The organism is Ectothiorhodospiraceae bacterium 2226 (genome assembly GCA_013348725.1).
Taxonomy (GTDB): domain Bacteria; phylum Pseudomonadota; class Gammaproteobacteria.
The window spans coordinates 146,575-161,805 of the sequence record CP054689.1; the positions used below are offsets into that span (position 1 = coordinate 146,575).

The 15,231-nt window shown below is 66.9% G+C and carries 13 protein-coding genes; 1 reads left to right on the forward strand and 12 read right to left on the reverse strand.

The window, feature by feature from the left end:
* Positions 1 to 119: 119 nt before the first annotated feature.
* The 11 genes from HUS23_00725 to HUS23_00775 all read right to left on the reverse strand — a co-directional run bounded on the left by HUS23_00725 (position 120) and on the right by HUS23_00775 (position 12,305).
* Positions 120 to 1,301, reverse strand: a complete 1,182-nt coding sequence (locus tag HUS23_00725) for a glycosyltransferase (GenBank protein ID QKT02456.1) — start codon at positions 1,299 to 1,301, stop codon at positions 120 to 122.
* 141 nt (positions 1,302 to 1,442) lie between these two features.
* On the reverse strand, positions 1,443 to 2,717 hold the full coding sequence (locus HUS23_00730) for a glycosyltransferase family 4 protein (GenBank protein ID QKT02457.1): 1,275 nt from the start codon (positions 2,715 to 2,717) through the stop codon (positions 1,443 to 1,445).
* The gene (locus HUS23_00735; GenBank protein QKT02458.1) at positions 2,717 to 3,532 is read right to left on the reverse strand and encodes a hypothetical protein; all 816 of its coding nucleotides are present in this window, start codon (positions 3,530 to 3,532) and stop codon (positions 2,717 to 2,719) included. The genes HUS23_00730 and HUS23_00735 overlap by 1 nt, the downstream gene beginning before the upstream one ends.
* 18 nt (positions 3,533 to 3,550) lie before the next feature.
* Positions 3,551 to 4,744: a glycosyltransferase family 4 protein gene (locus tag HUS23_00740; GenBank protein ID QKT02459.1), complete on the reverse strand. Its 1,194-nt coding sequence runs from the start codon at positions 4,742 to 4,744 to the stop codon at positions 3,551 to 3,553.
* Positions 4,741 to 5,622, reverse strand: a complete 882-nt coding sequence (locus HUS23_00745) for a sulfotransferase (GenBank protein ID QKT02460.1) — start codon at positions 5,620 to 5,622, stop codon at positions 4,741 to 4,743. The genes HUS23_00740 and HUS23_00745 overlap by 4 nt, the downstream gene beginning before the upstream one ends.
* A gap of 274 nt (positions 5,623 to 5,896) precedes the next feature.
* Positions 5,897 to 7,036, reverse strand: a complete 1,140-nt coding sequence (locus tag HUS23_00750; GenBank protein ID QKT02461.1) for a glycosyltransferase family 1 protein — start codon at positions 7,034 to 7,036, stop codon at positions 5,897 to 5,899.
* 45 nt (positions 7,037 to 7,081) lie between these two features.
* Positions 7,082 to 8,056: a sulfotransferase gene (locus HUS23_00755; protein QKT02462.1), complete on the reverse strand. Its 975-nt coding sequence runs from the start codon at positions 8,054 to 8,056 to the stop codon at positions 7,082 to 7,084.
* Complete coding sequence (locus tag HUS23_00760) at positions 8,053 to 9,147, reverse strand: glycosyltransferase family 4 protein (protein ID QKT02463.1); 1,095 nt, start codon at positions 9,145 to 9,147, stop codon at positions 8,053 to 8,055. Before HUS23_00760 ends, HUS23_00755 begins: the two co-directional genes overlap by 4 nt.
* 221 nt (positions 9,148 to 9,368) lie before the next feature.
* Entirely contained in the window at positions 9,369 to 10,361 is a 993-nt protein-coding gene (locus HUS23_00765) for a heparin lyase I family protein (GenBank protein QKT02464.1), read from the reverse strand.
* A gap of 114 nt (positions 10,362 to 10,475) precedes the next feature.
* A complete protein-coding gene (locus tag HUS23_00770; protein ID QKT04916.1) occupies positions 10,476 to 11,183 on the reverse strand; it encodes a class I SAM-dependent methyltransferase in 708 nt (235 codons plus the stop codon).
* 267 nt (positions 11,184 to 11,450) lie between these two features.
* The gene (locus HUS23_00775; GenBank protein QKT02465.1) at positions 11,451 to 12,305 is read right to left on the reverse strand and encodes a heparin lyase I family protein; all 855 of its coding nucleotides are present in this window, start codon (positions 12,303 to 12,305) and stop codon (positions 11,451 to 11,453) included.
* Between the two features lie 418 nt (positions 12,306 to 12,723).
* Here HUS23_00775 and HUS23_00780 point away from each other — a divergent pair, with 418 nt between their 5' ends.
* Positions 12,724 to 13,920, forward strand: coding sequence for a glycosyltransferase family 4 protein (locus HUS23_00780; protein QKT02466.1), 1,197 nt, complete (start codon positions 12,724 to 12,726; stop codon positions 13,918 to 13,920).
* A gap of 61 nt (positions 13,921 to 13,981) precedes the next feature.
* Here HUS23_00780 and HUS23_00785 read toward each other — a convergent pair whose 3' ends face one another.
* A complete protein-coding gene (locus HUS23_00785; GenBank protein ID QKT02467.1) occupies positions 13,982 to 15,088 on the reverse strand; it encodes a glycosyltransferase family 4 protein in 1,107 nt (368 codons plus the stop codon).
* Positions 15,089 to 15,231 lie beyond the last annotated feature (143 nt).

The window sequence follows — 15,231 nt, forward strand, 5'->3', positions numbered from 1 at the left end:
CGGTCTTGATGTTCGCGTGCACGCCCCCGAGTCCACCGAGCGCGGGCACTCCCTTCTTGGGCCTCGCGGCTGCGAAGCCCGCTCCCCTGCGCCGACCGATACGACTCCTGTGCCCAGCGCTAGGGCACCAGCAGATCCATCAGCGCCCCGATGTTCCGTTCCGAATGATGTGCGAGCGCATACTGTTGCGCACGCCGCCCCATGGCGTCCCGCGCCTCATGATCGTCCAGCAGCGCCCGCACGTCGTCGACCAATTGCGGGAAGGTATGCGACTGCACACCGATACGGTGCCTTTCGAGCACGCCCTCCGGGTTCACGTTCAAGCTGACTACCGGCACCCGGCGCATCCAAGCCTGCACGAAGGTGTTGGAGAATCCTTCCGCGGTGCTGGTGTTCACCAGGAGGTCCGCCTCGGCCAGAAGACGATTGACCTCCTCTTGCGGCAGTGCGCCCGTGTACTCCACCGGACTGCGCGCGATGGCTGTACGCAGCGCATCGCCGGCCCGCCCCTGCACCTGCATCCCGCCAACCATCACGAACCGCGCGTCGGTGCGCTCGCGTAAGGTCTCGGCCAGCCGCAGGAACAGCTCAGGTTGCTTACACTGCTTGAGGTTAGCGATCCACATGACGGTGCAGGGCCGCCGTTTGACCAGCGGCTCCAGCGGGTCCGGGTGAAAGTTGCGGATCAGCGCGTCGGGCGTACGCCCGTAATGCGCCTCGAGCAACCGCGCCTGATCGGCATGCTGTGCCACGATGGTCGACGCGTGGCGAATGCCGTACTCGAGCAGGCGCCGCTCCACAAGCCGATAGGCGATATCGCGACGCAGGCGTATCGGCTGTGGACACACCTCCCAATGCGCCGCAATGTTCCACACCAACCGACACCCGCGTGCGCGCGCATGGCGTGCCGCGATGCCGGTGAAGATGCCGCCGCCGCGCTGATAGATGACGTCGGGATCGATCTCGCGCAGGATTCGGCCGAAGGTGCGCAGATCGTGAAACGTGCGCCGTAAGCCGCGTGCCATGCCGCTCGCATGACCGGCGCGCACCAGGGTATAGCCGTCGGGGCGATAGCCTGGATCGGCAGATCGGGTCACGTAGTACACTTCACCACGCCGCTCGCGAACCAACGCCTCGACCAGGCACTGGGCCTGGTACTGCGCCCCGCCCGTGACCTTCGACCAATGACTGCCCACCAGCACGCATATGCGCGGACCGCGACCGTTGCGCGCTCGGTCGCGGTGGACTGCCAAGCCCGCGGACACGCTGACACTGCCGTCGATGTTAAGCCCCTGTAGCATCCTCGCGGCTCCCCCCCGTTTGCCGCAGTTGCTTCCGATGCGCTTGCATCGGCCAGCATCCTTGCTTCGTTCGTATGCTCCGCAAGTCTAGATCACCCGCCTGCCCCCGCAAGCTGCAGGAACGCCACCGTGCGGCGGCGCTCAACTCCCTCCCGCCCGGCGCCGGCGCGTGCCAGCGGCGAGACGCCGGTACTGCGCCTCCACCACGTCCGCAATGCGCGGGTAGGTGCGATGACGCTCGACGTAGCGCTTCCCGCGCCCTCCCATCTCCCGGGCGAGCTTCGGATTGGCCAGAAGATAATGAATCGCCTCGCCGAATACCTCCTCCTCGTAGGGCACGCAGATCCCGCCACCGCTCGCCTCGAGCACCGCCCGCTGCTCAGGATGGTCGTTGGCGACCACGGCCCGGCCCATCGCCATGTATTCGATCAGCTTGGTAGGGGACGTGGAATTCAAGATGGGCGTGGGATAGAACGGCGACACGCACACCGCCGCCGAAGCACTGATGGCCAATGCGTCCCCACGCGGCAACCGACCCGTAAACACCACCCGCTCGGATAACCCGCAGCGCTTCACCTCCGCCCGCAGAAACGCCATATCCTGCGGGTCATTCCCGTCACCGACGAAGCACAGATCCGCCTCGGGCATTCGTTCGGCAACCGGGCGAAAGGCGCGCACCAGAAAATCGAGCCGGCGCACCCGCGCCAGCGTCCCGAGGTACACTACGCGGCGCGCGCCGCCCTCGGGAATCGCCGCGGGCACCGTCAAGGTCTCCAGCGAGACCCCCATCGGCACCGGCGTGACCTTTCGCGCATCGATCCCCATGGCACACACGTCCCGCTTCATCTGCTCGCTCTGCACAAACACATGGTCAGCCGCGGGCATGATGATCCGATAGAGCAGGAGCCTGTACACCTGGCCCCGGGCGCGATAGAACCACGGAAAGCGCGCCGCGCCGACCCGCGCCGCGTACTGGGATGCCTCCGGGTACGGGAACGACAACCAGTAGGTGAACCGCGCACCGGTCGCGCGTGCGAACACCAAACACACCAGCGCGGATACGAACTTGTCCTTCACCTGCACGATGTCGTACCGCCGGCGGCGCGCGCGCCACAAGCCGGAGACGTCGTGTACCAGAGCGCGGACGTTCTTCACCAGCCGCGCCCAACGTGAGGTACCGCCATTGGAGGGGCCGACCCAGGCCTCCCCGCCCCCCCACGCGGTGTCATATGCGCGCGCATTCGGTGCCTTGGCCTGAAGCACCAAATCAAGGGTATGACCTCGGCCGGCCAGTTCCTCGCCGAACAGCACCGTAACGTCCACGCGAAACGGGGGGTACTTGTCCGCCGCCACGATGAGCAGGCGCAACCCCTCCTCAACGGGAGGCTCGCCGCCCGTGGACGCGTGCGCCTCCATCACTGCACCGCGAGGGCGCGCGCGCGCTCGTACACGGGGCTGCACAGATCGTGGATCATGGCCCGCTCGCGCGCGCTCAAGCGGGAGGCCTTGTTCACGCTCGAGCCGTGGACGCCGTCCGCGTACGCGGCACGGTACTCCAGACCGGCGAACGCAAACACCTGCGGCAACAGGCGCATCTTGTCGGCCACCAGCGCGTCGTAATCCACCACCAACATGCGCTCCCCGAGCGCCGGTGCCAGTTCGAAGACCTGCGCGGCTTTGCCGCTGTAGCTCAGACAGGCGCGCTTGAGACGCCTCACGGCCAGGTGCCCGAGCCGCCCCCCCAGCCAGTCATAACGGCGACGCGCGGGACCGTCCAACCGCGCCGCGCCGCATCCGCGGAACAACTCGTTGAGGCCGAAACTGCGCCAGTTGTAGAGCAACGAGTAGACCACCGAGTACGGGTTACGCACCACCCAGATCAGCCGGAAATCCGCGCCCTCTTGCAGGCTGGCGGCATATTCGCCGTACCGCTCGTTGAGGTAAGTGGTCTGAAAACAATGCCGACCGGCGACCTCATGCGGCACGGCACCGGCGAGGATCAGCGCGGCATCCAGCTCATCGTCGCGCCCGAAGCGGAAGTCGACCAACTCGGGCGCCTCGTTCAGGACGCGCGTCAGCATGGTCGTGCCGGAGCGCTGACACCCCGCCACCAGGACCGTGTCCCTGAACTCCCCGAGCCGGCGCAACAGCGGCCCGTCCTTGGCCCGCACTTGGCGGCCGAACTGTTGCCACGTCGTTATTTGCTGCACTCCCCCCAGTAGAAGCACCACTCCCCTCCCTTGAAGCGCTCATCCGATATTCGCGCGAGTCCTCGCGACGCGCGCGGACCGTACCATGGCCCGTTCGTAGACCTCGACATAACGCTCGGCGATCACCCGCCAGCTGTACCCCGCGGCGTGCCGCTGCGCCGCCTGCCCCATCGCCGCACGGGCATCATCGTCCCGCAACACGCGCAACATGGCCTCTGCCAGGGCCACCTCGTCGCGCGGCGGCACCAGGAGGCCGTTGTCGCCATGGCGCACCACGTCGCGGTTTCCGGAGATGGCGCTCGCCACCACCGGCTTGGCGGCCGCCATCGCATCGAGCACCGCCAGCGACAGGCCCTCGGCGCCTTCGCTGACCCCGGCCGACACGTAAGCCTGCGCACCGCGATAAAGCTCCGCGAGTACGTCCTCCTCTGCCGAAGGCAACGGCGGCAAAGGCCCGAGCAACAACACCCGCCCCTGCAGCCCGTGGCGCGCCACGAGATCGGCGAGCACGGCGGTGTCGCGCCCGACTATCACCAGGCGCGCGCGAGGTTCGTGCTCGATGACGCGCGCCATGGCCGCGACCGCGACCTCGTGACCCTTGCGGGGATTGTAGTTGCCGACACTGAGCAGGAACTTGTCCTCGGGCGCCAACCCCAGGCGCGACAGTAGGTCGGGGCGCCGGGGACGCCGGAAACGCTCCAGGTCGACGCCGTTGGGTACGCGGTAGATCCGCTCGCGCGGTGCGCCCGCATCATGCAGCGATACCTCGATCGCCTCGCTGATCGCGGTGATCGCATCGGCCCGGTGCAGAGCCTGCCCGATCTTGTCACGCAGATGCGGGCGCAGCCGCAGCCCATGACCCAACTCGGGGATCACGTGGATATCCGCGCCGTGCGGCGTGATTACCAGCGGTACGCGGCGCATGTGCTTGATGAGGCTCGCGCGGTAGCCGGCCGGATAGGTCGCGTGCGCATGAATCACGTCACAGCCGCGCAGCGCCACGTCCAGGCCCAGCTGCGCCACCCGCACCGGCCCCTGCAACACCCGTCCCAGCCCGGGGTAGCGGTGCACGGGATATTCGGTGCGCACACCCGCGTTACGCCACCATCCCGAGGCGCCGAGCACACGCACCTCGTGCCCCAGCCCCTGCAGGGCCCGCGCAAGCTGATGCACCACCAACTCGCGACCGCCCACATTGGGCAGAAACGAATTGACGTAGAGCGCGATGTTCATGGCTCCACACCCGCGCGCGGGTCGGCGTAGCCGAAGTGGTCGAGCATCTGCGCGGCGTGGCGGCGCACGGTCTCCACCTCCTCGTGGGTAAGCCGGGCAAGACTCGCGCGGTCCATGTCCTGCACGGGGATGCGTAACGACCCCGACCAGCTCCGGCCGCAGAAGCGCGCAATGTCCTTGAGCGCGGTCTCGGGCCGCTGCGCGATGTCCTCGTAACGCACCGCGAGAAATTTATCCACGCCGCGCGCATCCTCAAGCATCACGCGGTTCACGGTATTCCAGTGGGCGGCCGCCCGCGCCAGCGGCTTCTTGCCCCGCCGGCGGATACTGTCCGATACCGCGTAGCCGTTGCGCACCAGGCCGATGAAGTAGCTGCGCGGAAACACTTCTTGCAGCCATTGCATGCGCACGGCATTGGCCGGCGTCTTCTCGATGATCATGCGATCGACGTCCTCGCCCAGCGTATGCATCCAGTCATGCACCAGGCGCGGCGCGACCTCGGGTTGCTCGCCCGGGCGCATGCGAAACTTGTCGAGGCGTTCGGTCCACACGCGCCGGATTGCCCGCTCGCCGCCGCGCGTCAACGCCAGCGTCGCCATGCGCCCCTCCTGCTCGAAGCCGCACACCCCGTCCAGCTCGTTCAGCAACGTGCGCAGCAGGGTCGTTCCCGAGTTGTTGCAGCCGACGATGAAGCACCACTCGTGCGCGCCGGCGACATCCGCGTAGTGGCGCTCGAAGAAACGACGCCCGCCACCCACGTGCCAGGACAGCGCCCGTTCGAAGTCCCCCCACGCCTGCCCCCCCTGGCGCAGCAGCCGCCGCACGCCCTGATCCACGCGCGCCGCGAGACCGCTGCCGCGACGGGGCGCTAGCGGCATCCCCCGTTGTGTTTTCGCCGTCGCCATGCATTCCTCTCGCTTGCTTTCACGTCCTTGTGACTCGTCCTCCCGCCGCGCATGACTCGGCTCGCCGGTTTGGCGCTGAACGAGCGGTGGAACACAGAGGGGACTGAGTCGGCGTTGTCTGTACGACAACCTATTGTCATTGTGGCCCGCCCAACTGCGGCGGGCATGCACGTCCCCGCGGGCCGCGCGTTTCCTGCTGTGAGAATAGCAGCGCCCCTTAGCGATGCCAGGCGCCTAAGGGATCACCTCAGTACGATTCAGCACAGGCCGCCACGGCCCCCGGGACCCTTGCCAGCGCCTGCTCCAGGCAACGGCGCATGTGCGCGGCCGGCTCGAGCTGAGCCATGTAGTAGCGTCGATTGGCGGCGCGCATGCGATCGGCCAAGTCGCGCTCCTCCAGCAGGCGTACGCAGGCCGCCACGCAGCCGTCAGTATCATCGAAGCTGAGCAGATTCCGCTCCTCGATCAGTGGCACGGGCAGTTCACACGGCAGCGCCTCGGTCACGATGGCACGGCCCGCCGCCACGTACTCCGCCAACCGGGCGCCGATCGAGCGATGCAGGCCGGTCGAGGTGACCGCCACGGAACTGCCCTTGACAAGCTGCATGAAGCCTGCACGCGAGGTGCTGCGCTCGGTCAGACAGTCGGCATAGTGCGCGGCGGCATAGGGACTGGGCGCCAGACCCCCGACGAATCGCGGTCCGAGAGACCGGCGCAGCGCCCGCACGATCTCGGCACGCTCGTGGTTGAGGCGCGCCACCTCGTCGCGCTGCACAGGCGCCCATTCGGCCGGATCCCAAACCCGCGTCTGGAACAGCACCACCGGCTCGGACGACCCCTCTTGTGGCTCCGCCCACCGCTGCATGAAGGGGTATGGATAATGCGCGGCCGCTTGGGGACGTCGCCAACGAAGGTAGCGGGTGCGCATCGCCGCGGCCGCCGCGCGTAGCGCTGCCGCCGTGCCGGCATGCTGCCGGCGATAATGCCAGGCCCGTGCCACCAGACCTCGCTCGTGCGGGCTGCTGCACGGCGCATACAGACCATAAGGCAAAATCTTTGCACGTCGCCGCGGCGCCAGCGCGCCGCTGGCGCCGCGGCTGTAACTGCGTTTGAAGTACACGTCGCAGGCGTCCAGGCGATCTAGCGCATTGTAGGCATGGCTGTCTTCCATATCGAAGCAGACGCGGCGGTGGATACCACGGACGCTATCGGCCACTTCCAGCCACAGCGTGTGCCCCGCATAGCTGGACTCGTCGCGCAGCGCGAGCGGGCGCCGTCGGAAGAAACCCACGCGCGCCTCACCCCGATGTTCGAGCTCGAACAGGCCCGCGTAGATAGGCGAACTGTGGCGCGGATGAGTGTCGGGATAAACGTTGATGTCGAGCATCTGTGCGTGCCCTATTCTCGTTCGTGGTCGTCGGTGGATCGCCAATCAACGCGCCGACACGAAGCGCAAGCCGTGCCACCAGCCGCCCCATGCCCGTCGCTGGAAAGCCAGCCAATGCACCCCGTCGCGCAGCTTCAGCGCCTGCATCGCCGCAGCACCCAGGCGCCAGTGCGGGATATTGGGAAACTCGCGCGCGTAGCCCAACTCATCGAGCAGCGGCCCGCACAGGCCCTCGATCTGACGCCGCGTACGTTCCGCCATGTCGCGCTGGAAACGACCGGCGTTGTCGCTCACCACACCTTTCTGACCCTGAGCCCAACCGAGGTTCTCCGAGGGGCGCTTGAGCTGCACCCGCGCGGGGTCGAACGGCGCTCCCAGGAAAGCCACCACGCGCGCCACCTCGCGTTCCGGGTCACGGACCAGGTCCTCGTAACGCAGCTCAAGATAGCGTTCTGACCCGATCGCACGACCCACTCGCCGCGCGGCCGACACTGCATCGAACCACCGCTGAGCGGTACGCAGTTTGTGCTTGCCCCAGGCACGTTCCGCCGACAGAGCCACATCGCGCGGATCGCGCACGATGTGCACGAAGCGACTCGCGGGGAAGTGGCGCGCGATCACGTCCAAGCGCTCGACGTGGGCCGGGGACTTGTCGCCCCACCGCAGCCGCTGCCATGGTCCGGCCGGCGCGCCCTCGCGCGCGTACAGGGCGCGGAACAAACCCTCCAACACCTGCGGCATGCGATAGCCCGGACATTGCGCGTACCACTCTTCCGCGGTGGGGGCGACGCCCTCGCTCTCCCAGTACCAGTAGGCCTTGGTGCGCGCCATATCCTGCGCGAGGCGTTGGAAGTTGCGGCGCTCGGCGAGATCGCCATACGTCCGCGCCCGCGTCAGGAAGTGCGGAAAGAAGTTGGTCTCCCCGTCGGGGATCCACAACCCAGGCTGCTGCTTGATGAGCGCGCGCAGCAGCTTGGTGCCCGAGCGCGGGGTTCCGGTGACAAAGAACGGAGCGCTCATGCGCCGACCTCCCGCTCGACACCGTACAGCGCCACCAGATCGTCGACGACCAGGGGGAGCGCATAGGCGCGCTCCACGCGGCGCCGGTTGTACGCCCCCATGCGCGCGCGCCTTGGTGCGTCCCCGATGAGCCGTCGCAGCGCCGCGGCCAGTTCCGCGACAGCGCCCGGCGCCACCAGATAACCGCTGCGCCCGTGCTCCACCAAGTCGGGTATTCCGCCGGCATGCGTCGACACCACGGGGTGTCCGTGCGCCATGCCCTGCAAGAGCGCGACCGGCAACCCTTCCCGGTACGAGGGGAGCACCACAATACTGGGCTTACCGAGCAGACGTTCCACGCCTTCCCGATCGATCCAGCCGCAGATCTCGACCCGCTCCTCGAGGCCATGTTCGCGCACGAGCGCGCGCGCCTTGTCGAGATCTCCGTCGCCGGCGATGTAGGCCCGCCACCCGGGCACCGCGCGCAGCTGCGCTAGCGCGCCGATCAGATCCCAGGCCCCCTTGCGTTCCCCGACCCGGCCCAGGAACACCAGCTGAACTTCGCTCGCTTGCACATCATCCGCTGCGAGTGGCGGGATAGCGACCGGATTGCCGAGCACGTGCACCCCTCGGCGCGTGCCGCGCAGTTCGGCGTAGAAGCGGCCCCAACTCGGACTGAGGGCGATCACCTCGGTGCGCGCCAGCGTCGCCCGTACATACCCGCGCGCCCAACGCGGCAGGCCGGCATAGAACTCCTGGAAGCTGGAGGCATGCATGTGGAACAGCGTTCGCCGGCCCAGGAGGCGCGCCATCCACAGGTAGACCGACTTACGGAAGAAGCTGCCGTTGGCGGCCACCATCAGGTGTACGACATCGGGACGCCAGAACAGCATGTCGAAGCCGATCCGCAGCGCGGCCGCAACGGCCACCGCGAGCCTGAGGGGCAAGCGCCCTTCCAACTGGCTCCAGCGATAACGCAGAGAAACCCGGTTCGAAAGCCCGCCCCGGCGATAGAGTGCGTAGACGGCGGCGATCCCGCCCGGCGTGCGCTCGGGATGGACACCGATCATGAGTACCCGTGGCTTGGCAAAGCCGTCCTGCCTAGCCTCCACGCACGGCGCACCTTCCAGTGGCACTGCATGGAGCGACCGCTCGGACAGAGTCTGTTGCGCGATGGGTGCCGGCCGAACGGCGCGGCATACAGAGATGGAGACGTCGCCCATCTCCGTTTGAGTACTGCCATTCCTCATTGGACCCTCCCTGGTCCCAACCAGCGCCCTCCTGGCGTCCCCTCGTGTTGCTGTCGCTAATTATGAGTTACGCGGCAATCGCGTCACCTGAGTATAGATAAGCTGCTGCGGTCTTGTACGATCTCGCACCGGACGCAGTTGTCCCCTTCGGGCTCGGCCTCACCGACCGGTTGCGCAGGTGCCGGTGAGACTTCGGCCGGCGGCGCGACGTCTACCGCTAGACCCTGCGGGGCAGCGGGGGTGCCACCGGTCGGCCCGTTCATGGTCGACACCGCCTCGAACTGATTGGAGCCCAGCGCCACCCGCAGGTCACCATAGTACAACGAGCGCTGATTGGTGTTGGTACGGCGGCTGCTCCAGCTCGGCTTGTAGATACCGATCTTCATGTTCGGACCCTTGCGGTCATTGAACATGGTGCGCGTGCGCTGCGACAGCACCTTCTCACCATCCTTCCAGATCTCGAGGATCCCGTCGGTCTGGTGGCTCCACTTGATCCGCATCACAAAGTGCGTCCAGCGGCCCGTCTCGTACGTGCCGAGCTTGCGCTGCACCCAACTCTGCCAGGGGCGGTCGTCGCGGCTGATGCACCGGCGCGAGTCGCCGACCGAGGTGACGATCCACGAGTCGTTGCGGATCGACAAGTTGAGGTTGGGCGCGCGCTGCGACGGGCAACCCGCGTCCGCGGCACCGTGAAACTGGAACAGGATGTCGTCTTCCGTATCCCGGTCGAACTTGTCCAACCAAACCTTGAAGCCGTACCAGTACTCCTGCCCCGGAGAAGCGTTGCGGACATTATTGGGCACCATACCGCTGATGTGCACCAGCTCGGACCGGAACGAAACGGGATCGTTGCGATTGAGCACGAAGCGCGCCGCCGTGCCATCACCGTCCGGCGCAGCCGTAACTGACGTGGTGTTGTTACCCGAGAATGCCCATTCGTTGATCTGCGAGAAATCGGTGTCGTAGATCACGTTCGCGCCCGCGCTCAAGGGCGCTGCAAGGGCCAGTACTGCCGCGGCCATCCATCCTTTACCAAACCGGCTTATTCCGCCTTTCATGTAGTCTCCCATCACCATGACCTGGATCGCGGGCCATGGTAATGAGCAGCAGACACTTGGAGCGGAACGGTTTCCCACTTCGCGCCCTAATCCGCCTTCTGGCGCCGCGACTTGGGAACCAGGTCGCGCGGATCAGCGCATGCCCGAAGCTTGTCGCGGCGCCTCCTCCGCCTCGGCGACGACCGCGGCGAGCGGCGTCGCGGCGCGCACCGGCACCGCCGGCAGTTCAGCCAGCGTCGGACGGCCTTGGCAGATCACGGTGAACGTCATCGTGAACCCCAGAAGCCGGCCTCGATGAAGACTGAATTCGGCAGCGCCGCCCGCTTCGAGCAGGGTTCCCAACGCGCGGCTGTCCAGAAGATTGAGGTCTTGCGCGCGGGGCCGCCCACGGCGCCACGCGTACCAGCGATCGAACAACGGCGTAATCCAGTGCAGAAAGGGGACCCCGGTGTGGGTCTCGATCGGGAACCATCGGTTGGGGGTAGTGAAGAATACGTTCTTGCCGACCCGCATCATCTCTTCAAGAAACGTCCGCTGGGCCTCGAAATCACCGACGTGTTCGATGACGGCGTTGCTGAACACCCAGTCGAAGGCACCGTCTGGGAACGGAAAACGACCGCCCGAGTAGGTCACAAACCGTTTGCCGGGGTGTTTGCGCGCCACCCCCGCAAGGTCATCGATGCCGAGACCGGTGTAGTCCTCGTCCCGGCCGCGAAAGTTCCTCAGGAAGTGATTCTGCGTAGGCGAGCGCTCATTGCCGGACACGCCTACGTCCAACACCTGACCACCGTTGTACAGCGACCAGAAATGCGCTGCCTTGCGAGCGCGCGACGCGCGCATCACGGCCTGTTTCAGGCCCCCCCTCCTGGGCATAACCACTCCTTATTCTTAGGCTCGTTCTACGCTTATTAAGGGGCATGCTTTCCCGACTGAGGGGAACTCGCCCGGTTGTTCTTCATCTTCCCGCCAGTCTAGCCGCTGCGTGCGGCGCGTCCAGCGAGAGCAGGCGCAGGCATCGCCGGCGTGCCGAAAACGTGCACTGCGTCACGCCTGGACCTCGCTATACATAAGCTTCCGGCACCTCCCTGTGCCGGTCCTACAAGCCACTCAATCGTCCGACACGGAGACCCGCAGATCGCGCGGCGCGTGCGGCTCCACCACCCTGGACGGCGGCGTATGCACCGGAATGGTGGACACCATGTCGAAGCTGCCGCGGTGATCGGCGATGCGCACTGCGCCGGCGTAGCTGGCGATCCGGTCAACATTGGTGCTCTGGTCCTGACGCCAGCTGAACTTGTAGATCCCCATGGTGATCTTGGGCCCGCGATCGTCGTTGTAGGCATTCGGGCCGCGGTGATCCACCTTCAGCTTGCCGTCCTTCCAGATTCGCAGGAGGCCGCCCTGACCCTCGTCGTACGCCCACTTGACGTTGAACACGAAGTGGTGCCAACGCCCGAGCTCCTGCTCGCCCACCACAAACCGGTTCCATGTAGTGAAGGTCTTGTCGGTGCTGTACTTGCGCTTGTCCGACATGCTCAGTACCACCCAACGGCCATCGTCGGTCGAGCCTAAGGACAAGGGCGGATTGCCGTAGATCTCGAGCAGATTGCCGGCCGCGTCGCGATCCGGCGTGCGGCCCCACTGGAACCAGTTCTCGCCGCGCACGTCAGGCTCATGCTCGTCGAGCCAGATGCTGAACCCGTACCAGTACTCCTTGCCGATCTCCGCGTTGCGCACTTCCGGGTGAACCTCATCGGAAATGAAGACGATCTCCGAGCGGTACAGGCTGCCGTTGCTGCTGTCACCGTGCTCGATCTCGAAGTAGGCGGCTTTGCCGTACCCGTCCGGCGAGGGCTTGATCCGTGTGGTGGTATTGCCGTGATGGCGCCACTCGGGCTCCAGAGACTCGAAATCGGTCTTGTAAAGCAACTGCGCATGGACCTGGGACGCACCCAGCATCATAGCGCCCGCGCACAGCGCGCTTGTCCATAGCCTTGAATGTGGGTACCTCATTGTTTCCTCTTTTGTTTCTGTTTGCCGGGCTCCCTTGGTTGAGTTGGCTCCTTGCTCGGTGGGGCCATCTTAGGCAGCGCGCGGCGCCCGGGCGGGACCGTGTTCACACTCCGGCTGCGCCGCCGGCACACGCTCACGGGTTCTGGGATCCACTTCGCGACCCGACACCACGGCACTGGCGCAAACCGGCGGCCGCGCCTGCACACCCTGCTATCTTCTAGGGGACCGATGAGGGATCCCGCCGCGGCGCGCACACCAACCTCATCCTCACAAGGATGCGAATGCCCGCCGCCACAGCGGGGCACCGGGCACCACAATCACAAGTTTAGCGAACGTTCAGCGGCGCACAGGGGGGAGCAACAGCGCAATGGGTCAGGGACGACTGGTTTACTGCAAGAACGGGGACGTGGCCGCGGAACTGGCCGCCCTCGGCGACAGGCCCGCGCAGGTCACGGGCGGCCCGCACCACTACATCGGCACCTTCTTGCAGTGGAGCGAGGACCAACCCGTTCTGCTGCTGTCCTTCAACCGGCACAGCGGGTCACATCGCACCGCGCGCGCGCGGGCGCGGACCTTGCACTGGGGTCCGCGCCGCAACCCGCTGCTGGGGCCCTTCGCCAAGCTACGTATGTTCTTGACGACGGCGGCCCGCATCCTCGCCTTTCGGCCGAGCTGGGTGCTGTGTGCCGCCTCGGGGCCGCCGCTGTGGGCCTGCTACGCTGCCGCGCGCATGCTCGGTGTGCCCTTCGTACATACCCGCCACGGGCGATTCGGCGGCGGCTCACGGCGCTGGAATCGACAGCTGGAGACATGGCTCGACGGCTGGGTCATCCTTCATGCGCACGCCGTCATCTGCCATGGGCCCTACTTGCGTGAGCAGTTGCTCGCCCTCGGCGTACCGCGCGCGCGGCTGCTCGAGTTCAACCTCTCGTACCGCTACCTGGACGCGCACCGGGCGCCACGCGAGGCCCCGAGTGACGCAGGCGGCCGCACGGTGCTGTTCGTCGGGCGCCTGCAGAAAGCCAAGGGGGTGTTCGACCTGCTCGAGGCCATGTTGCCGCGCCTGCAGGCCGACCCACGCCTGCGCTTGGTGTATGCCGGTGGCGGCCCGGACTTGGCACGGCTGCGTGAGCGCGCGGCCGCCGCCCCCTGCGCGCGACAGATCGAGGTGCCCGGCTACGTGCCGCACGATCGCGTGCCGACCTTGGTGCGTGAGGCGCGCGTTGTCGTCACACCCACCCGCGCAGAACTTCCCGAGTCACGCTGTAAGGCGGCCATCGAGAGCCTCGTGCTGGGACGGCCGGTCATCGCCCCGGATGCGGGGCCATTCCCCTACGTCGTGCGCCACGGTGACAACGGGCTGCTGTTCCGCGAACACGATGTCGCCGATCTCGCGCGCCAGATCGGTGCGGCACTGGACGACGAGGCGCTATACGCGCGGCTACTGGAGGGCGCGCGCCGCGCCGGCGCGGAACTGCTGGACTCCTCGTTCAACTTCCGGGACGCACTGGAAGCCGCCTACGCCCGTTCAGCCCTCGCGCTGCCGGCCCCCCAGACCCGCTGACCTTCAGGCAGCCGGCGGCGCAGCCGAACGCGCCGCCGGCGCGGGGAGCCTCGCCCGCCGCTCACCGCTGCCCGAGCGCCTGCGCGTACACGCCGCGCACCGCCTGCGCCACATTCTCCCAGCGCAGCGCCTCGGCACGGACACGGCAGGCGCGCGCCATGCGCCGACGGCGCAGCTCGTCGCCCAGTACCGACTGCACCGCCTGCACGAGCCCATCGACATCCTGCATCGGCACCAGGACCGCCCCCTCCTCGTCCACGTAATCCCGCACCCCGGGCAGATCGGTCGTCACCAGCGGAAGACCGCACGCCATCGCTTCGAGCAGGCCGTTATTGGCTGTGCAGTCGATCAGCGGCATGACGAACAGATCGCTCTGCTGGTAGAGGCTGAGCAGTTCGCTGTCGCTGACCCGCGTTCGGAACTCGACGTTGGCGAGCCCCTCGAAAAGCGCACGATGGCGCTCCGACGTCACCACCACGAATCGCACGCCGGGCGTGAGGGCGAGCTCGCGCGCCGCCCGGGCCAGGCTCGCCACATCACGCAGATGAGAGCCGACGAACAGACATTGACGATCGTCCGATGGCTGCCCGGGGATGCGCTCCGCGGGCTTGAAGTAGTCGGTATCCACTCCATGGGGGACGAAATGCACCCTGTCGGCTCCAAGAACGTCGGCGAAGACCTCGCGCTGCACGTTCGAAACGACGATGCATGCATCCACCCGAGCCAGATGGGCGCGCTCGCGTACCACCTCGCGAAACCGCGCGGCCGGCGTGTGGTAGGTGCAAACGATGGCGTTCCCCGACGACCAGCGCTTCAGATGACCGAGGTAGCGATAGGAATTCTCGCCGTACAGGAAATGGAACACCCGCGGTTTGCGGGCACCCACCCAGCACCGGGCCGCGCGCAACTCGCCGGCGAACTGCGGGCCGTGATACCACTGCGAGCCGTTGGCGCGTATCCAGGGCCGAAAGGCGCGCATCAGTACGCGCTCCGACAAACTGGGGCGCTCGGGCAACGCGATGCGGGTGCCGCCGACGTAGTCGGCCAAGCGGTCGTAGCCCGAGGGCCCCGCATGATGCTGCATGCGCATCGTCACCACCACCGGGTCCGGGGCGACGAGCGGGTCCTCCAGGGCGCGAAGCTCGTGGGTCCTTGGCTTGTTGTTCATGGCCCAATCCTAGCCGCACCAACCAGCTTTACCAGCCGGTCACTTGCACACGCTATGCCGCCAACTATGGTTGATCAAGATGATCAAGGCGATCGAGCCGTCTGGCGTGCCAGCACGGGAACGCGCAAGGACGTGCACCCACG